We start from the raw sequence: 19246 nt of genomic DNA, 5'->3' as shown, positions 1-19246 counted from the left end.
ATGCACACATTGTCATCTGAACTATTTAAAGACCAAATAACTGTATCTTCATCAGAGTCCATCGGAACGCTCAACAAATACTCTTTCGTATTCATAACAGGTTCTTCAAGTATATTACATCCGAATAATGTTTGAATCAAATTTTGCTCAAATTCCTGTTCAGATAAAAAATGTTTCAGTTCATCACATGAAACACCTTTTGAAACACCACAAGCCAAGAGATTCTTAATATAATCCCAAAGACCAGCGGAAATTTCCGAACTTACATCATCAGAAAATATTGAAGTAATAGCTCCATTTTCATAGAACACCATAGTGAGAGATTCACATTTCCTTGAAAAGAATGCAATATCAATTAAATCTGATTTTAATGAAGACAATGTTATAAGATTACCTTTTTCATAAGTTATATATCCATTAGAAGCATCAAGTATCCCATTTATAGTATTTTTCATAGCTACGTTATCGATTTCGTTTGAATCAGCAGTTGCAATAACCAAGATTTCATCTGCAGATTTGAAATCAAGTAAATTACATGCAGAGGTTGTTACGTCATAACCAAGTTCATAAGCCGCATCTTTATTAAATTTAAATGAATCAAATTCATTTAATATATTTAATGAATAACCCAAGAGATTTTGATTTAATAATGCAATATCCACAAATTGTGAATCAGAGCTTTCATCCTCACCAGCACATGAAATCAAATCATCATATGAATCATAGATTTCATCATCACCAGAATATGAAATGAAATCCCCATCATCTGAAACTTCAACACGTTCACAAACATCCGAAAGTGAACTCTCATCGGCCGAAATTTCAACAGAATTTCCATATTCACCCGAAAGTGAATCAGAACTTTCCTGTGAAGAGGATATTTCATTATTTTCATCAATTTCTACTTGAGCATTTTCTTGATTAAATGACTGTAAATCAACATCCGATGCAGTTATATCACTTGCCGAGACAACTCCCACTAAAGTTAGTGTCAAAATCAACAAAGTAACCATAACAACACCGTGTTTTATCATGAATTACTCCTAACTTTCTGTATAACTAAATTGCGCAATTATACATACATCAAATTAGTAACACCCATAAATTATTAATCTAATAAAATACCGGCATTACTAAATTATATTTTTGATTTTTATTTTAAAAAAAACTTACTGTTAAGCCATTAGAAAATATTTAAAGTTAAAAAAGATAATATAATAACATATTAAAAATTATGAGGCAAAATATGTTTTGGAATGAAAAGATTGAAACAATGCCAAGAGAAGATTTAGAAGAATTACAATTAAAAAAGCTTCAATCTACTGTCAAAAGAGCATTTGATAAAATACCCTATTATAATAAGAAATATAGTGAAATTGGAGTATATCCCGAAGACATAGAAACTTTAAAAGATATTGAAAAGTTACCTTTTATCACAAAAGATGATTTAAGAGAAAGCTACCCATTCGGATTGTTTGCAGTAGATATTGAAGAAATTAAGGAATTGCATTCATCATCAGGCACTACCGGAAAGCCTGTCGTATCCGGATATACCGAAAAGGATTTGGATACCTGGGCAGAAACCATTGCACGTGGATTGACAATGATGGGTCTTGACGAAGGAGACATTCTTCAAAATACACACGGATACGGAATGTTTACCGGTGGTTTTGGAGTTCACTACGGATGCCATAAAATAGGAGCTGCAATAATTCCTATTTCAACAGGTCAAACTCGCAGACAAATAGAAATAATGGAAGATTTCGGAACAACCGGCCTGATTTTTACACCATCTTACGGAATTCACTTGGGAGAAGTTGCAATTGAAGACGGAATTGATCCAAAAGAATTGGGAATCAAAGCCATCGGTTTTGGAGCTGAAATGTGGACAGAGGAAATCAGACAAAAAGTTCAGGACATCTTTGGCACAAAAGCCTATAATATTTATGGATTAACCGAATTGATGGGTCCGGGAGTTGGTGTTGAATGTGAAATGCAGGAAGGTTTGCACATTCCAGAAGACATTTACTATCCTGAAATTATAGACCCGAATACAGGTAAAACATTAGGTGAAAATACACCAGGAGAACTTGTATTGACAAACCTTGAAAGAGAAGGAATGCCTGTTATTAGATTTAGAACTAAAGATTTAACCAAAATCACTTATGAAAAATGTGGATGTGGAAGAACACATGCAAGGATGAGTAGAATTACAGGTAGATCTGACGATATGATTAAAGTTAAGGGAGTAGCTATTTTCCCATCACAAATTGAAAAAGCATTGCTTAAAGCTGGTGATGTAGAGCCTCATTATTTAATTATAGTTACAAGACCTGGAACTTTAGACGAAATCGAAGTCAAAGTGGAAGCATCACAGGACATATTCTTTGACGGCGTGAAAGAAATGATGGCTGTTCAAGATAAAATCGGCAAATCAATTGAAAATGAAACAGGAATCAGGGTAAAAGTAACATTGGTAGAACCTAAAACATTACCTAGATTTGAAGGAAAAGCAAAAAGAGTTATTGATAAGAGAAACTTACATTAGGTGAAATTTATGAAAATCCAACAATTATCAATTTTTTTACAAAACAGAATGGGCAGTTTATCAAAACCCCTAGAAGTACTTTCAGATGCTGATGTTAATATTAGAGCAATGTGCATGGCTGACACTTCAGAATTTGGTATCCTAAGGCTTGTTGTTGATGATCCTCTTAAAGGAAAAGAAGCTCTGGAAGAAAAAAACTTTCTAGTTAAAATTACAGATATCATTGGTGTTGAAATGAATGATACGCCTGGAGGACTTACAGATGTTTTAAAAGTTATTAAAGACAATGACATTGATTTGGAATATCTTTATGCATTTTCTCATGAAGATGGTGAGAAAGCTATTTTATTGCTCCATGCAGAAGATATTGACAATTTAATTTCAATCTTAAATGACAATGATATTGTTGTTGTACCATCCGAAGAAGTTTATAATTTATAAAAAACTTCTTTAATTCCAACCACACCACACATTCTATTTTTAAAAAAAAATGAGTTAAATTCGAAAAAAGATAAAATAAGAAAAGGATGGTGTTATTTTTCAATAACAAATCCATGATTTTGAGCTTTAGTTACAAAAACAGTACCGTTTTCGCCAATGATTTCTTTGGTTTTTTCAACTATGTCTTCATTTGATTCATCGAAAACAGTATATAAAACCGGTCCAAATGAAGAGATACCTACACCATATGCGCCGGCTTCTTCAATGGCTTTCATTGTTGGTAAATATGAATCATCAAGTGAATGTTCAAGCTTATTAAAACCAACTTTTTGAAGTTCGCTTACAGCCCATCCAAAGTTTTTAATATCTTTTTCAAGCATAAATGGCACTAAATTCATTAAAATTAAATGAGATACTTTTTCCACTTCATCTCTTGGAATAGGACAGCAGTCCTGGAAAACATTTACCTCATCCTGACCGTTCATATGTTTTTCTATTTTAGGAATGGCTATTAGAATTTTCCATTCTTCCGGAAAGTCATACCTTGCAATTAATGTTGCAGGTTTTGCCTTTGAAGCACCTGAAGGTAAAAATCCAGGTTTTTCTTCAACGCTATGACCTCCATCTAAAATAAATCCACCCAAATCATGAGTATATGTTCCGATTCCAGAGGTTCCTCCTCTTCCAACAATACTGCTTAATTCTCTACTTTCCACTTCAATACCCATTGTTTCTGTTATTAAATGAGCAGTAGAAACAGCAATTTGAGTTCCACTTCCAAATCCAGAATGTGGAGGATATGTTTGATGAACAATAAAATTAAAACCGTCTTCAATATTGAAATGTTGTCTTGTTTTTTCAGCAGCTGTTGGAATTTTCTCACTGCATTCCAAAATCGCTTCATCATCATCAATATTGTCTGAAAATTCAAGAGTGACTAAATTATCATCTCTTTTTTGAATTTCTAATATAAATTGAGGCTCAGCCAATGCCAAACCAATTCCACCATCGATTCTCCTATATGACCCATTCAAATCAATGAGAGACATATGTATTCTTGAAGGTGCTTTAATAATCATTCCTATTCACTTCCATAAAAATATTAATTCCTTTTAAATATTTGTTATCGAAGTTTTATAAAGTTTTTCATTTATTTAGCAATATTTAATCTAAAAAATCAAATTGTCTATGGAACTGATTAATTTTAAAGCTAAATCATAGGTAACTTCCATCGGTTCATAAGAATAGCATTCATATACAATAGTTGGTATTCCCGCTTTGGAAGTTGGTTCTGTTATAAAAGGAGGGCTTGTCCTATGCTCTGGAGCATAATATTCAACCCCATCAATTTCCCCAATAAGTATATTCATATATTCGGATGACTTTTCATCAAATCCCGGTGCAAAAATAAAATTAGTTATCTGATAATCGCCAGGGCCGTGACATCCCCTATTCGAGTGAACATCAATGAAAAGATCATATTTTTCATCAATTATTTTAGGCATTATAAATTCCTGAGCAATCAATTGGCCTTCCTTACGCCCTTCAGTTTCACTATCCAATTCATTGACATTGATATTGTAGATATAATAACAATATTTCAAGTCATCTTTAGCTGTTAGCTTGTCAAACAATGCCCTATGAGATTTACTTTCAAGAGGATGCATTCCAATCAGATAAGCAATTTTTACATTGGAATTTACATCACCAAAAGGACCATGAACATATGCACTTCCCAAATCATTTTCGCCAATTAGTTTAGAATCATATTTTGTAGAGTCAACTTTAGCGCTGTCAGTTGGACCGTCAGGATACCTCATCATAACACCAAAAAAAATAAGAAAGGACTAGATAAACTAGTCTTCAGAAGGTGATCTTTCACCTAATTCTTTGTTTAATTCATAGATTAATCTGTTATCGCCATCAGCTAATTTAGCTTTAGCGAGTAATTCCATTGCATTTTCTTCTTCTTCAACTTGCTCTTCGACAAACCATTGCAAGAAGTTGTTGGTAGCATGGTCTTTTTCTTCAATTGCTAAGTTAACTAAGTCATTAATAAGACCGGTTACCATTTTTTCATGTTCAAGTACATGTTCAAATGCAGCCAATGGAGAATCCCATTCTGTTTGAGGTCCATCGATTGCAGTTAAAGTTACAGAAGCTCCTCTTCTTATGATGTAATCATAAAATTTCATTCCATGTTCTAATTCTTCTTCTGCTTGTACTCTCATCCAGTTAGCAAATCCTGCTAAATCTTCATCTTCAAAGTAAGCTGCCATGGATAAATACAAATATCCTGAGTAAACTTCAGCATTTAATTGTCCATTTAAAGCTTTTTCCATTTTTTCAGATACCATTTAATATCACCAATATAATTATTAGTTTTTAATTAATATAAAACCTACTAAAATTATATAACTTAAAACTAAATTTAATTATATGATTGAAAAATCCCTTTATGAAAATTATCAAATCGCTTTTAGCGATAATCTTAAACCGGACTTCGAAGATTACCTGTTTGTTTTTAATGATAACAGAGAATTATTTTTAACTCCAAAAAAAGAATTGCCAAAAACGCTTGATGAATTTGACATTGAATTCTGTTTGTTTATTGGAAAATATAACTCCAAAAATTGTTTTGTAGTTAATGCAGATTTTAAAAATGGTTATGATTTAAGGGAAGTCTATGAATTCAATCCAGACCTATATCATATTGCGGGAAAAGCTGTACTGGTCAGAGATTGGTATATATCACACAGGTTTTGTGGAAGATGCGGAACCAAAACACAATTAGATGAAAAGGACATGATGTTAAAATGCCCAAGTTGTGGTCAAGTGCACTATCCTCGCATCGCTCCTGCAATTATTGTAGCCATCAGAAAGGATGATGAATTGCTGATGGCCAAACACAGCTACCATGACAATATCCGATATGCCTTGATAGCAGGCTTTGTAGAACCCGGCGAAAGCATTGAAGAAGCAGTTCACAGAGAAGTTCTAGAGGAAGTAGGCATCAAAATCAAAAACCTGAAGTATCAGCGCAGCCAATCATGGCCATTTCCAAATTCATTGATGCTAGCATTTACCGCAGAATACGAATCCGGAGACATCAAGGTAGACGGCGATGAAATACTTAAGGCCAACTGGTTTAAAAAAGATGAAATAATCAGATACAACTCAGACATCAGCATTTCAGACTGGTTGATTCAAGATTTCATAGACAAAAAATATTAAGTTAAATACTTGAATCCCCTTACCATCCTTTAATTGTATTCAATGCAATAATGCCCATCTTCAGCCTTCTCAAACCATCTTCCAATAATTCCTGAGGGCATGCTATATTCATCCTCAAGAAATTGTCACCATTCACACCAAAGTCTATTCCTGCAGATAAAAATAGCCCCTGGTTTGTTCTTAAAAATCCAGACAATACCTTAGAAGGAACATTCAATGCAGAACAATCCAGCCACAACAGGTATGTCGCATCACAGTCAACCAATTTGACAATCGGCAGTTCCTCTGCCAAATAATCCTTGACAATCTGTTTATTCTTATATAATTCCTCCCTTAGCTCTTCAAGCCAACCCTCAGAATTGCCATATGCTGAAATTACTGCAGTTGCTGCAAATACATTGCATGAATCAGAATTGTCAATATGCATTTGGGTTTTTATTTTTTCCAGAAGTTCAGAATTTGTTGTTTGAACAATGGAACTTTGAAAACCCGCAATATTAAATGATTTTGAAGGTGATAAACATCTTATAACATTATCAGATGATTTAAACGGATTGTATTTAACATGAGGATCTGTCAAATCACAATGAATTTCATCAGAAATTAAAACAACATCATGCTTTTTGCACAATTTTTCAATCTTATCCAATTCCTCAGATGACCATATCTTACCAATAGGATTATGAGGATTGCACAAAATCATTAATTTAACTTTGGATAATTTTTCATCCAAATCATCAAAATCGATTATGTATTCACCATTTTCATATATCAACTGATTTTCAAGAACCCTGCGATTATTATCTTCAATGACATAGAAAAATACATGGTAAACCGGGGTCTGAATTAAAATTTCATCACCAACATCAGTTAAGCACCTAATCATTGAAGATATGGAAGGCATTACTCCTATTGAGTAAAGCATGTCATTTTTTGACATTTTTAAATCATATCTTTTATCCCACCAATTAATATATGCCTCAAACAATTCATCCGGAACTATAGTGTAGCCATATATCGGATGGCTTGCCCTTTTTTGGATTGCATTTTGGATAGCTGGGGCTACTTTAAAGTCCATGTCAGCTACCCACATAGGCAAATCATCATCAAAATAATCCCATTTTAGGGAATTTGTGCCATGTCTGTCAATGATGCTTTTAAAATCATTTTCAGTATTTTTCATAATGAATTCTCTCTTCATCGAATTTATCCATGAATTTGTTTTCCCATCCTTCAGCAGGATATCCCAATGTTATTATACAATAAGGTTTGGTTTCGCTAATGTCATCAATTCCAATAATTTCACCAATTTTTGCCATCCTTTCTTCTTCAGGTGCAACTCCATTCCAAAGACCACCTAAACCCAAGTTAACTGCTTCAAGCAACATATTTTCAGCAGCAGCACCCATATCCTGTTGCCATACGGTTTTATAAAACGCCCTTTCAATATTTGCAACAAGAACAATAGCTACTGGCGCATTTGTTACGCGAGGTTTGATTTCACCTAACCTTGCCAAAGTCTCTTTGTCTTTAACAATGACAAATTCCCATGGTTCGGCACCCAATCTTGATCCTGGTGCCTGCATTCCAGCCTTGATGATTTTTAAAATATCTTCATCACTTACTTCCTTGTCCTGATATTCGCGAATGCTTCTTCTTGTATTAATGATTTCTTCAAATTCTACCATATAATCACTACATTAATTTAATTCATTTAAATATTAAAAAATTACGGTAAAAAAAAGAATTAAAAAAAAAGTGGAAAGATTAGAAATTTGAATTTTCAAATGACCTGAATCCAATATCATTTTCCCCACAATACTCTTTAACATGTTCTATTATCTCGGAAATATCCCCATCCGAACATTCATTTTTAAAATAGTACACAACTGGTTGAGCATTTGTATATACAGTTAAAACCAAATAATCTTTACCATAGACACTTACATCAAGAGTATTGTAAATCTGAATACTTTTTATAATTTCTGATTGGATTTTTCCAACTGATGCCTCATTTCCGAATGATTTGATTTCACTATTTTCATACATTTCCTGTAATTTAATAAGTTTATCCTCATCATTCAAAACATCATTTTCAGGTTCAATTTCACTTAATTTATCTTTGAAAAGTTTAGCATTGTGCAATTTTTCCTGAACTTCCAGTAATTCCTTTTCCAGTTCTTTTTCCTCTTCCAAAAGAGAATTTATGAATGCTTCACTGCTATTGTTGAAGTTTTCATACATTTCCAAAACATCTCTTGGAGACAATATTGAATTATTTTTAAAAAATTCTTTAGTATGAGGTTTTACACGAATACTTAAAGTTTTTAATTTTTCTTTTCTTGATTTTGATGAGTTTTCAAAGAATTCTTCAGCAAATTCATTTCCTCTTTTTTGAAAAGCTTTCATTCTTGAAGTGAATATTTTTTCAAATTCTTCACGGGACATATCTTCAGGGAAATTGAATTCGAATTCACCCGGAGTGTATGATCCACCGAATCTTTCATTTCCAAAGACAAATTTTTTTGAATACCACAAACACGTATACATAATCTATTTTTGTATACAATTAAATATTGTGATGACATACTATTTAAATGTATGCATTTTAAAAAAAAGTATACTTAGTATTAATCCAAATAATCAGCTATTTGTCGACCGGTTGGAGTCAATCGATAAACTCTATTTCTCTTGTCTTCTTCATTAAGACAAACAACAACACCCAACTCTTTTAATTCCTTAAGAATACCAGAAATATGGTTAATACGAATATTTGCATCTTTAGCAATTTGTGAAGGAATCTTATCCCCATCTTTTAATGACTTTACAGTTTTTAATCTATAGGAAGAAATATTAATCCGAGCCATTAATTTTAGCATTTCATCATCCATACCTCAACACCATTCCATAATAAAATAACTCAGAACTAATATAAACATTTAGCCACACATCTAAAACAAGATTAACTACACAATTCAACACCCATGTTAAAAGCTTTTTCCAAATCCAATAAAAATTGATTTTCTTTTAATTTCAGTTTATTTTTCAATTCTTCATTTTCTAATGATTGTTTATATTCCCAATTAGTAATAATTCTAGAAGAGGAAAACATTACTTTTCCGTTGAACATTTCAAGCAAACCTTCCGATTGCTTAAGATGAGGACGTACAGACTCTTCAAAATATTTCACCGAATATTCCATAGAATATATTAGGCCAACATTGATTTTGCCCTTAAATGTATTGCCTGTTTTAAATGAAACAATGCAATAAATCAATCTCTCGATTAAAGCCCTATAATGACTGGTTGGCTCTGTGAAAAATATTGGAGTTGCAATGATAAGACAATCAGAATCCAAAATTCTTTCAATCAATGGAGAAACCTCATCTTTCCAATAGCATTTGCCGACCTTATCCTCATTCTTACAAATTGAACAATTTCTGCACCCGCTCAAATCAAGTTTATATAAATCAACATATTCAACATCAGCACCAGCAGATTCAGCACCTTTCATTGCGGATTTAGCAAGCTGTGCATTAGAGTCTCTTCTTTTAGGCCCTGCGTTAATAACAATTGCTTTCATGCAATCACCCCTTACTCAAATTAGCAGCTATTTCAAAAGCCTTTTCCAAATCATTTGGAAACTGTAAAATAAGCTGTTTTTCTTTTGCTTCCTGTGAAAAACCTGCCATATTGTATTCCGAATATTTGTGAACCTGAAGAGTATCACATACAGGATATGATATGACTTCACCATTTAAAAATGAAAATAAAAATTCAGTGCTTGACAGACTATCCTTCATAGACTGTTCATAAAACTCCAACGGAGCGTTCATCGTGTAAAAAATCCCCACATTTACCTTTCCAGCATAATAGCTTGAACCGTCATCATATGACATTATACAAAATATCAATCTTTCAACCAACGCCCTGAATTCACTGGTAGGCTGGCCGAAATAGATTGGAGAACCAATAATCAATGCATCTGAATCAAATATCTTTTCGATCAAAGGTGTTAAGTCATCTTTCCAATAGCATTTGCCTTTAGTTTTATCTTTTCTTTTACATATAAGGCAGCTTCTGCAACCCTTAAACACCAAATCATATAAATTCACATATTCAACTTCAGAACCAACAGATTCAGCACCTTTACGTGCTGCATCCAAAACTTCAGCAGTATTCCACTTTTTTCTTGGACTTGCATTAATTATAACAGTTTTCAAAAAACCACCTATTTACTTAATTCAGCGCCAATTTTAAAAGCAGATTTCAAATCAACTGGGAATTGTTTTTCATGATTTAATTTTTTATCTTCCTCATCAAATGCAGACATTGCATATTTGGAATAATCTTTAACCTGCAATGTGTTAAATACCGGGTAAATTTTAACTTCCCCGTTTAACATTTTAAATACTTCTGATGAACTTTCGAGATATTGCTCCATCATAGTTTCATAATAATCTTCAGGAGCATTCATTGTGAAAAATAAACCTACATTAACCTTACCTTCATAATAAGAACCGAAACCATCATATGACAATATACAAAAGATTAATCTTTCCATCAAAGCACGATAATGACTTGTTGGCTCATTGAAATATATCGGAGACCCAATGAGTAATGTATCGGCATCTAAAATTTTTTCAATTAATGGAGATACTTCATCCTTCCAGTAACATTTACAACGGTCCTTACCTTCTCTTTTACAAACAAGGCAACTCATACATCCATGTAACTCCAATTTATATAAATCAATGTATTCAACTTCAGCACCAGCAGATTCAGCTCCTTTTGCAGCTTCCATCATTACCTGAGCAGTATTCCATTTTCTTCTTGGACTTGCATTAATAACTATAGTTTTCATTAAACCCCTCCATAACTAGTTAATAATTAATATATAGTTAATGTTTAAAAAAAGTATTTAAAGAAATATAAGATTATTCAAGAAAAAAAAAAATTAAAAGTAGTTAATAAAGGTGTGAATAACACCTTCTTCAAAAATTGGTTATCTTTTTGCTTCGATAACAGTTTTTCCATTCATGTAAGGGACTAACACTTCAGGAACTTTAACGCTACCGTCAGCCTGTTGATAGTTTTCCAAAATACAGCACATTGTTCTTTCTGTTGCAATAGCAGTACTGTTTAATGTGTGCAATGTTTGAGCATCACCTGAACCTGCTCTTCCGAAACGGGTTTTGGTTTTACGTGCCTGATAATCTTTACAGTTTGTACATGAAACCAATTCCCTGAATGCACCGGAACCTGGGAACCAAGCTTCCAAATCATATTTGATTGCCGCATTGTCATTTAATGCTGATGATACAATAGCTATAATCTGATATGGAAGACCTAATTTCTGATAAATTCTTTCTGTTACTTCCATCAAGTGATCATGCTGATTTCTTGAGTCTTCAGGTGTTGAATATATGAACTGTTCAATCTTTTCAAATTGATGGACTCTGAATATTCCTAAGGTATCCTTACCGTGTGAACCTGCCTCTTTTCTAAAACAGGTTGAAAGTGCACAATATCTTAATGGTAAATCTTCTGGAGAAATAATTTCATCCCTGTGAAGAGCAGCCAATGTCTGTTCTGCAGTTGCAATAAGATACATGTCCTCATTTTCCACTTTATATAATGTCTCTTCGAATTCGCCCAATTCAGAAGTTTCTGCTGCAACTTCACCTTTAACAAAGAATGGTGTTTGCATTGGAATATAACCTTCACTTTCAAGTTCTGATAAAGCAAATTGAATCAATGCCAAGTTTAAATGTAAGATATCTCTCTTCAAGTAGTAAAAACGAGCCCCTGCAATGCTTGCTGCAGTCTCAAGGTCTGCACCATCAATTTTATTAATCAAGTCCACATGATTTAACAGTTCAAAATCATGTTGCGGGATTTCACCAAATGTCCTAACCACCACATTATCGTCTTCAGTATCGGACACAGGCACATCTTCATCAATTATGTTTCCCACTTTATATCTATAATCATCTCTGAGTTTTAGGTATTCCGCATTTTTAGCAGTCAATTCTTTAATTTCTGCTGCTACCTCTTTAGACCTTTTGATTACCTCTTCTAAATTGCCTTCTTCCTTTGCTTTCTTGAATGATTTGGACAATTTATTTTTCTCAGACCTTAAAGAGTTAAGTTTCCTTTCACCTTCTCTCCACAATGTATCATATTCAATTACTTTTTCAACATTATCTGTGTCTCTAAATCTTTTCTTTTCAGAGTCTATAATGATTTCAGGATTTTCTCTGAATAATTTTATATCTAACAATATTTTGTCCCCTAAAATATTTAATCACTATAAATTATGATTTTTCTATTTTTTAAAGTTAATGTTTGAATTATATACTAAACAGTATTTTTTAAAGAAATTTAAAAAAAAGTAGTAAAAAATATGGCACCGCCCACCATATTCAATTAATTATTTTAGAGCAATGTTTCTCTAAATGTTTCTTTTACATCATTTTTAATTTTATCAGAATAAGTTTCACCATCAACACCAATCATTGCTATTTCATACAATACCTTGTTTAATGATTTTCCTTTTTCTGTTAAAATGTACTTTACGTTTTTCCTATCGCATTTATCAACAATACGATGGATTAAACCATTTTTCTCCATATCTTTTAAGCAGTTGCTTAAAACTTTATTTGAAAGATCTGGTTTATCTTCTTTAAATTCATGAAAACGGGATTTACCAAAGAATAAATCACGTATGATCTGAATTACCCATTTTTTATTTATTAATTTAACAACTAATTCTATAGGACATGATTTAATATGCTTTAAGGTTTCCATGAGCATTACCTCCTAAAAAATAGATAGGTTATTATGACTTGTTATTCATCATATATAAACTTTACGGTATTGAAGTGACCAAAAGGTTACAAAAAGCTTTTATATACTATAAGTCTAAGTTGGAAGTAGAAGTTGCACGAATGTAACTTCTAAACTTTTGGAGATGGCAAAAAATAATAGAATAAACGAATGGAATGAAAATGAAATGTTTTCCCTCATCAAAATAGCACAAGAAGTACTGAATGCTAGTTCAATTAAAACACAAATATAAAAACAAGTTGCTGTTCGATACAACAAAAATTACTGCAAGCCCACGCAGTAGCTATTCCAAACCAGATGTCGTATCGATACAGAAATAGTAAGATCAATCAAATCTTATTCAAATATTTGAAAACACCAGTATAAACAAGTTGTGATTTGATTAAATCAAGTGCCAAAGAATAGTTAATCCCCATTTGGATTTCATTGGATTTCCCAATAAGGAATTTTTTGAGGTGACATTATGTCTCCCCCATTTTCCGAACCTCATATCCCAAGTTCAAATTCCTCCAAAATAAGGGTAAAATCAAAAAATTCCGCTATCTCTTTTATAGCAATTTTTCCTCCCATTCTTTGACTTTAAAACCAACTAAAACAAAATCATCCCCAACAAGTATTGGTCTTTTTACAAGCATGCCGTCGGTTGCCAACAAATCAAATTGTTCCTCTTCAGACATGTCTGGAAGTTTATCTTTTAGTTTTAATTCCCTATATTTCATGCCACTAGTGTTGAAAAATCTTTTGAGTGGCAAATCTGATTTTTCCCACCATTCCTTGATTTCATCGGCTTGAGGATTATCATCAACGATATGCCTTGACTCGTATTCAATGGCATTTTCATCTAACCAGTTTTTAGCTTTTCTACATGTTGAACATTTCGGATAGTTTACGAATAACATAATAATAGATTTGATTTACAGTTTAAAAAAGGTATCATATATATCTTATATAATTTAAAAAAAATAATATAATATTAACACTGAAAATAAGGAAATCCAATTGTAAAAAAAAACATACATTTATAATAGATAACCAATTAACTTATAATGTAATGGAGGTAATATTATTAAAAAATTATTAATCACTATTTCAGTAATAATATTTATTTGCCTATCCACTTCATGTGTTTTTGCAAATGAAAATGTTACAGATAATGATTATGTTGGAACTTATAGTGAATTGAAACAGGAAATTTCAAGTTCAAATGACTATATAAACCTAACAAAAGATTATGTCTACAACGATTCAGAAGACAATTTAGAATTTTCCAAATCATACTATTGATAATGTTAACTCAACATTCGACATAAATACTGAGAATAATGAATTAGATTTAACTATTAAAAATGTTAACTTTAAAAATTTAATAATTACTGAAAAAAGCATTAAACATCCATACAACATTACATTAATTAACTGTAATTTAATTCCAAAAGAATATAATCATTTTATTATGGCAGAATGTTACTATTCAAATGTTACACGCTCTGGAAACATATCCCCATTTGTAAAAGAAGTTGCTGAATTAATTGTCGGGGAATCAACTGGAATCGATGCCATTAAAAAAATTGCAATATGGATTAGTAAAAATACAAAGCATGAAAAAAAAGCTGGTTTTTACCAAACCCCTGAAACAACACTATTGAGATTGACCGGGAATTGCTGCAGTTTAACTGATTTGTTTTTCCACATGTGCGATGCAATGAATCTTATGGAGGACCATACCTTTTATTATGTTCATGTTGGGACTTTAAAATTTAGGGAAAGACACTTCTTTGCAATTATAGATAATTTCCTTGTTGATGTCGGTTTGAAATATCCTTGGAAAAATGCGGCTTTTTATAATAGAACTATACTTAATATAACACCATATCCAATCTTACCAATTCCAAGAGAATATTAATCAAAGAAATCAAGTAATTGATACATATCATCAATTACTTCTAAAATATATTTATCACCATATTCTTTTTTACTGCCATAACCCCAGCTTACCAGTATACAATCTATTTTTGCATTTTTAGCTGTTTTGATGTCAGTTTTAGAATCACCAATATAAACCACCTCATCCAAACTAACACCTGCCTTTTTAATTATATTATTTACGCCATAGGGATTTGGTTTTGAAGGAAAATCAGGGTTGTGACCCTCAATTGAGACAAAATCAATTTCTTTAAAGAAGTTAGATACAAAATATTTTATTGAATCTGTTGTTCTATTCGAATTGATGGCCAATAGAATATTTCTTTCCTGCAGTTCTTTTAAAACTTCTAAAGAATTTGGAAATGGCAATGTATTATCCTTATTAGACTCATCATAAAGTTTTTGATAATCTTTTTTGATCAATTCAATGTTTTCTTTTGAATTTTTATCTTTCAAAATTAATGAAACAATTTCATCGATATTTCCACCCAATCTCTCAATATATTCCTCACGAGTTAATGTAGGAAAACCATTCATTGACAATGCCTTGTTAAAGCAAATAATAACATCATGAACCGAATCAAACAATGTTCCATCAAAGTCAAAAATAGCAAGTCTTTTCATGAATAAGACTTTGTAAATTCTATGTAAAATATCTTTCAGCATCTGAATAATTAATATCCCTCATCGCCAATGGACTTGGCATCATCATTTTCTTTTGAATCATAGAAAACTAACTTAAACAAGGATATTAATCCAATTAAAGCAGTTATTGTTTCTATAATAGTTGAAGAGAAATCCCAGATAGCTAAAAAATAAACTATATAAATTGCACTATTTACAATAAAGCCAATCTTGATTGTCTTAATATTTTTTAGATAATAGTTGCACAGAGTAATTTGAACAATGGCCAAAATAGGCAATATTCCAACAAAACCCATCGTATTTACCAAAAGTCCAATTACGATTGAAATAACAATGAAAAACATTGTCCATTTAAATGTTAATTTATCATTATAAACAATTGCATTTCTGGATGCGGCAATTGCCATAGTTACAACTCCCGTCCATGAGAAAAAAAATATTGATGAAATCATTAAAATAAAAGCATTCAGAAATTGGTATTTGTATGCTTTCTTTTCATCATTAACCCACATGCTCAATATGATGAAAATGCCTGCAATTAATGAGATTGCATTACCTATGACAATATTGATTGGCAGATCCATACTAATGTTTTTGTCAAAATCGTTACATATATTTTAACTTAATTTTTTCGCAACGATGCAAAGAAAAATGGAAAAACAGTCAGTGTTGTAAAAATCAATGCTTCGAAATTAGAAAAAATGAAACTGCAAACATTTCACTTTTCATCAATCCAATCATATTCTATTTCAACAATGCTTAATTTAATCATTGCAACTATCGCCAAGCTATTAATATGATAGCAACAAGAGGATTTGAAAATGAATTCCAAAATCCCAGATAAAATAAAACGAACACTGGAAGGACAATAAATGAAAATAGGATTACAAACGTTTTCAATAAACTAGGCCCTTCAATTTTGAAAACATATGTGAATATTATTAAAAAAATAGATATTAACAAAATGGAAACAATAACATTATTATCTAAGTTTGTAAACATCCTTAAAGCAAAAATCATCAAAAATAATGCAATAGCTGCAATCAAACGCAATGGAAATTTTCCCATAACAATCACCGATATGCTGTAATATTTTCTATTTTTAGCAATTCAATTTTTTTGTCCAAACCTGCAGCATAACCGGTTAATTTTCCATCACTGCCAAGCACTCGGTGGCATGGAATCAAAATGGATATTGGGTTGTGGCCTACTGCACCGCCGACAGCTTGAGCAGACATGTTAGGTGAAATTTTGGATGCTATTTCACCATAAGTCAATGTTTCACCATATGGAATTTCAGATAGGATTTTCCAAACCTTTTGCCTGAATTTGCTGCCTTCAGGTTTCAACTGGAAATTAATTTGTGGATTTTTACCATTAAAATAATCTTCAAACCATTGTTTTGCCTTTTTAAAAATAGACAAGTCATCATCATGAATTGTTTTGCCAATGACTGTTGATTTGAAATGTTTTTGACCGTAAAACCAAACCCCACAAATAGCTTCACCATCACTTACAATCAGCATTTCTCCAAGGGGTGATTCATAATCAGTTGAATAATACATTTTTACAAATATGATTTAAAGAATTCTTCGAATTCAGTATCTTCCATTGGTTCCGGAGTTGAAGTCTTTTCATTACCCATAATACTTGAAGCAAGGTCTCTGTATTCTTGTGTTTCATCACTTTCAGGATATTTTTCTACAACGGTTTTTGCATCTAATTCAGCATCTTGAATTAAATTACTTCTATGAATAGTACCAATAACATGTGTTCCAATTCTTTTGGCAAAGTCGTTGACAATTTGCTCTTCATTATCAACATTACGACAGTTACAAACAATACCACTTAAATTACCTTTGAGCTTTTTAACACCTTTCACAATATTATTTGCCGCATATAATGCCATATATTCACCAGAAGTGACAATCAATACTTCATCAGCATATTTTTCACGTAAAGGCACGGAAAAACCACCACAAACAACATCACCTAAAACATCATACACAACAACATCCAAATCCTCATCAAAAATCCCCAGCTGTTCCAGACGTTTCATAGCCACAATTACACCACGTCCTGCACAGCCAACACCAGGTTCAGGACCTCCACTTTCAACACATTGTATGTTTTTAAAACCGGTAAACACCAAATCTTCTTTTTCAGGTTTTCGATTATCCTTTAATGTGTTGACTACAGTAGGGATTCTTTTACCGTATAATGTGCGTGTAGTATCAGCCTTTGGATCGCAACCAATTACAAGGCAATTCAAATCATCGTTTGCCCATACAGCCGATAAATTAGCTACTGTAGTACTTTTTCCTATTCCGCCCTTTCCATAAATAGCTATTTTCTTAACCATCAACATTCCTCTCAACTAATTTATAAACAAAATCATTTTCACGCACTTTTGTTGGAATTGCAATTGCAACATTAACTCCCTTTTTGACATTATCCACAGATTTACCTTCTATTTGCATAGAGTCTATTGTATGAGTAACAGAGCCTGTGGTCTGACCCTGAATAATTATCTTATCTCCAATCTTCAAATCATCCCAAATCCTAATTTCAGCTGCCTTAACCTTATTGTAATAGTTAACAACCTGACCAATGTCCTTTTTAATGTATTTTGATTGATTGTCTTCACTTGTCTTGAAAGGAGTTGAAAAATAAAAGTTGGTATCGAATCCACGATTAAATACGCTTGTCAGCTCATCCATCCATTCCTCATTTACATCATAATTTAAAGGATCATTTTCATAACTGTCAATAGCTTCACGATAGATTCCAGTAACCATCGCCCCATAATCTGGACTTCTGGCCCTTCCTTCAATTTTAAATGATGCAACACCACTTTTCATTAACTCAGGAATGTATTCAATCATGCACATATCCTTTGGTGAAAAAAAGTTTGTCCTATAACTACCATCATCACTGCCAGTAACAACAAATCGTTCATCTTCAACATCCGAGAAGTTAATAACATTATCTTCTCCCTCTTCATATGTCAATGTCCAATTTTTACGGCAGGGCTGCAGACAGTCCCCACAATTTGCACTGCGACCATATAATCCATAGCTTAAAAAACACCTTCCTGAAATCGCCATGCATATTGCTCCATGAATAAAAATTTCAGTTTCTATTGGAGATTTTTTGCTGATTTCGGCAATTTCGTCCAAAGACAATTCCCGTGAAAGAATTGCCCTTTTGGCACCTAATTTTTTCAGTGTTTTTAAAGTAAATGAATTGGTAACATTTTCCTGAACACTGATGTGAGCTTCAAGTCCGTGAGATACAGTATCCTCAATTAGTCCAATGTCAGATAAAATAAGTCCATCTATTTCAGATGAAGAAATAGCCTCCAAATTATCATTTAATTCGTGAGCCAAACGTTCATTTAAAATAACATTTGTACATAAATAAGTTTTAGCCCCATATTCACTGGCAATTTTAGAAACATCTTTTAAATCATCTATTGAAAAGTTTTTTGCATTGGCCCTCATATTATAATCGTCAAGACCAAAGTAAACTGCATCCGCCCCATTTTCCAAAACGGCACGTAATGATATAAAATTTCCAGCCGGAGCTAATAATTCAACCATGATA

The 19246-nt window shown here is 32.3% G+C and carries 23 protein-coding genes and 1 pseudogene; 4 read left to right on the top strand and 20 right to left on the bottom strand.

The window, feature by feature from the left end:
- Positions 1 to 1034 (bottom strand): annotated as a pseudogene (locus tag QZ143_RS03590) (hypothetical protein); the annotation flags it as partial.
- 212 nt (positions 1035 to 1246) lie between these two features.
- Here QZ143_RS03590 and QZ143_RS03585 point away from each other — a divergent pair.
- Positions 1247 to 2548 carry a phenylacetate--CoA ligase gene (locus QZ143_RS03585; protein WP_292881285.1) on the top strand — a complete coding sequence of 434 codons (1302 nt, stop codon included), beginning with the start codon at positions 1247 to 1249 and terminating at the stop codon, positions 2546 to 2548.
- Positions 2549 to 2989 (top strand): acetolactate synthase, encoded by a 441-nt coding sequence (locus QZ143_RS03580; protein WP_292881281.1) that lies wholly within the window; start codon positions 2549 to 2551, stop codon positions 2987 to 2989.
- 92 nt (positions 2990 to 3081) lie between these two features.
- On the opposite strand, the gene QZ143_RS03575 is transcribed toward QZ143_RS03580, so the two are convergent.
- The 3 genes from QZ143_RS03575 to QZ143_RS03565 form a co-directional block, all read right to left on the bottom strand.
- Positions 3082 to 4068: a beta-ribofuranosylaminobenzene 5'-phosphate synthase gene (locus QZ143_RS03575; RefSeq protein WP_292881278.1), complete on the bottom strand. Its 987-nt coding sequence runs from the start codon at positions 4066 to 4068 to the stop codon at positions 3082 to 3084.
- A 90-nt stretch (positions 4069 to 4158) separates the two neighbouring features.
- A complete protein-coding gene (locus QZ143_RS03570) occupies positions 4159 to 4809 on the bottom strand; it encodes an adhesin (RefSeq protein WP_292881275.1) in 651 nt (216 codons plus the stop codon).
- Between the two features lie 36 nt (positions 4810 to 4845).
- Positions 4846 to 5346, bottom strand: a complete 501-nt coding sequence (locus tag QZ143_RS03565; RefSeq protein ID WP_292609859.1) for a ferritin — start codon at positions 5344 to 5346, stop codon at positions 4846 to 4848.
- A gap of 82 nt (positions 5347 to 5428) precedes the next feature.
- Between QZ143_RS03565 and nudC the strand changes: the two genes are divergently transcribed.
- Positions 5429 to 6223, top strand: a complete 795-nt coding sequence (gene nudC / locus QZ143_RS03560; RefSeq protein WP_292881272.1) for an NAD(+) diphosphatase — start codon at positions 5429 to 5431, stop codon at positions 6221 to 6223.
- 19 nt (positions 6224 to 6242) lie between these two features.
- Here nudC and QZ143_RS03555 read toward each other — a convergent pair whose 3' ends face one another.
- The 10 genes from QZ143_RS03555 to QZ143_RS03510 form a co-directional block, all read right to left on the bottom strand.
- Positions 6243 to 7406 carry a MalY/PatB family protein gene (locus QZ143_RS03555; protein WP_292881269.1) on the bottom strand — a complete coding sequence of 388 codons (1164 nt, stop codon included), beginning with the start codon at positions 7404 to 7406 and terminating at the stop codon, positions 6243 to 6245.
- Positions 7393 to 7911 carry a nitroreductase family protein gene (locus tag QZ143_RS03550; RefSeq protein WP_292881265.1) on the bottom strand — a complete coding sequence of 173 codons (519 nt, stop codon included), beginning with the start codon at positions 7909 to 7911 and terminating at the stop codon, positions 7393 to 7395. The genes QZ143_RS03555 and QZ143_RS03550 overlap by 14 nt, the downstream gene beginning before the upstream one ends.
- 79 nt (positions 7912 to 7990) lie before the next feature.
- The gene (locus QZ143_RS03545) at positions 7991 to 8773 is read right to left on the bottom strand and encodes a hypothetical protein (protein WP_292881262.1); all 783 of its coding nucleotides are present in this window, start codon (positions 8771 to 8773) and stop codon (positions 7991 to 7993) included.
- A gap of 80 nt (positions 8774 to 8853) precedes the next feature.
- The gene (locus tag QZ143_RS03540) at positions 8854 to 9114 is read right to left on the bottom strand and encodes a winged helix-turn-helix domain-containing protein (RefSeq protein WP_292881259.1); all 261 of its coding nucleotides are present in this window, start codon (positions 9112 to 9114) and stop codon (positions 8854 to 8856) included.
- A gap of 71 nt (positions 9115 to 9185) precedes the next feature.
- On the bottom strand, positions 9186 to 9806 hold the full coding sequence (locus QZ143_RS03535; protein WP_292881255.1) for a flavodoxin family protein: 621 nt from the start codon (positions 9804 to 9806) through the stop codon (positions 9186 to 9188).
- Positions 9807 to 9810: 4 nt separating this feature from the next.
- On the bottom strand, positions 9811 to 10446 hold the full coding sequence (locus QZ143_RS03530) for a flavodoxin family protein (RefSeq protein WP_292881252.1): 636 nt from the start codon (positions 10444 to 10446) through the stop codon (positions 9811 to 9813).
- Between the two features lie 8 nt (positions 10447 to 10454).
- A complete protein-coding gene (locus QZ143_RS03525) occupies positions 10455 to 11087 on the bottom strand; it encodes a flavodoxin family protein (protein WP_292881249.1) in 633 nt (210 codons plus the stop codon).
- Positions 11088 to 11228: 141 nt separating this feature from the next.
- Positions 11229 to 12506 (bottom strand): serine--tRNA ligase, encoded by a 1278-nt coding sequence (gene serS, locus QZ143_RS03520; protein ID WP_292609494.1) that lies wholly within the window; start codon positions 12504 to 12506, stop codon positions 11229 to 11231.
- Between the two features lie 155 nt (positions 12507 to 12661).
- Positions 12662 to 13033 (bottom strand): helix-turn-helix domain-containing protein, encoded by a 372-nt coding sequence (locus tag QZ143_RS03515; RefSeq protein ID WP_292609492.1) that lies wholly within the window; start codon positions 13031 to 13033, stop codon positions 12662 to 12664.
- 587 nt (positions 13034 to 13620) lie between these two features.
- Positions 13621 to 13971: an arsenate reductase family protein gene (locus QZ143_RS03510; RefSeq protein ID WP_292881246.1), complete on the bottom strand. Its 351-nt coding sequence runs from the start codon at positions 13969 to 13971 to the stop codon at positions 13621 to 13623.
- Positions 13972 to 14525: 554 nt separating this feature from the next.
- Between QZ143_RS03510 and QZ143_RS03505 the strand changes: the two genes are divergently transcribed.
- A complete protein-coding gene (locus QZ143_RS03505) occupies positions 14526 to 14975 on the top strand; it encodes a hypothetical protein (protein ID WP_292881244.1) in 450 nt (149 codons plus the stop codon).
- Here QZ143_RS03505 and QZ143_RS03500 read toward each other — a convergent pair.
- The 6 genes from QZ143_RS03500 to QZ143_RS03475 form a co-directional block, all read right to left on the bottom strand.
- Entirely contained in the window at positions 14972 to 15619 is a 648-nt protein-coding gene (locus QZ143_RS03500) for an HAD family hydrolase (protein ID WP_292881242.1), read from the bottom strand. The genes QZ143_RS03505 and QZ143_RS03500 overlap by 4 nt on opposite strands.
- A gap of 50 nt (positions 15620 to 15669) precedes the next feature.
- Positions 15670 to 16224, bottom strand: a complete 555-nt coding sequence (locus QZ143_RS03495) for a YgjV family protein (protein WP_292881239.1) — start codon at positions 16222 to 16224, stop codon at positions 15670 to 15672.
- A gap of 193 nt (positions 16225 to 16417) precedes the next feature.
- On the bottom strand, positions 16418 to 16708 hold the full coding sequence (locus QZ143_RS03490) for a hypothetical protein (protein ID WP_292881237.1): 291 nt from the start codon (positions 16706 to 16708) through the stop codon (positions 16418 to 16420).
- A 5-nt stretch (positions 16709 to 16713) separates the two neighbouring features.
- On the bottom strand, positions 16714 to 17205 hold the full coding sequence (locus QZ143_RS03485; RefSeq protein ID WP_292881234.1) for a methylated-DNA--[protein]-cysteine S-methyltransferase: 492 nt from the start codon (positions 17203 to 17205) through the stop codon (positions 16714 to 16716).
- A gap of 2 nt (positions 17206 to 17207) precedes the next feature.
- On the bottom strand, positions 17208 to 18002 hold the full coding sequence (cfbC, locus tag QZ143_RS03480; RefSeq protein ID WP_292881231.1) for a Ni-sirohydrochlorin a,c-diamide reductive cyclase ATP-dependent reductase subunit: 795 nt from the start codon (positions 18000 to 18002) through the stop codon (positions 17208 to 17210).
- Positions 17995 to 19242, bottom strand: a complete 1248-nt coding sequence (locus QZ143_RS03475; protein ID WP_292609476.1) for a U32 family peptidase — start codon at positions 19240 to 19242, stop codon at positions 17995 to 17997. The genes cfbC and QZ143_RS03475 overlap by 8 nt, the downstream gene beginning before the upstream one ends.
- Between the last annotated feature and the right edge of the window lie 4 nt (positions 19243 to 19246).

Source organism: Methanobrevibacter sp. UBA188, assembly GCF_905234905.1.
In the GTDB taxonomy this organism is placed as follows: domain Archaea; phylum Methanobacteriota; class Methanobacteria; order Methanobacteriales; family Methanobacteriaceae; genus Methanocatella.
The sequence above is the reverse complement of the archived record's forward strand: the minus strand, read 5'-3'. Positions and strand labels throughout refer to the sequence as shown.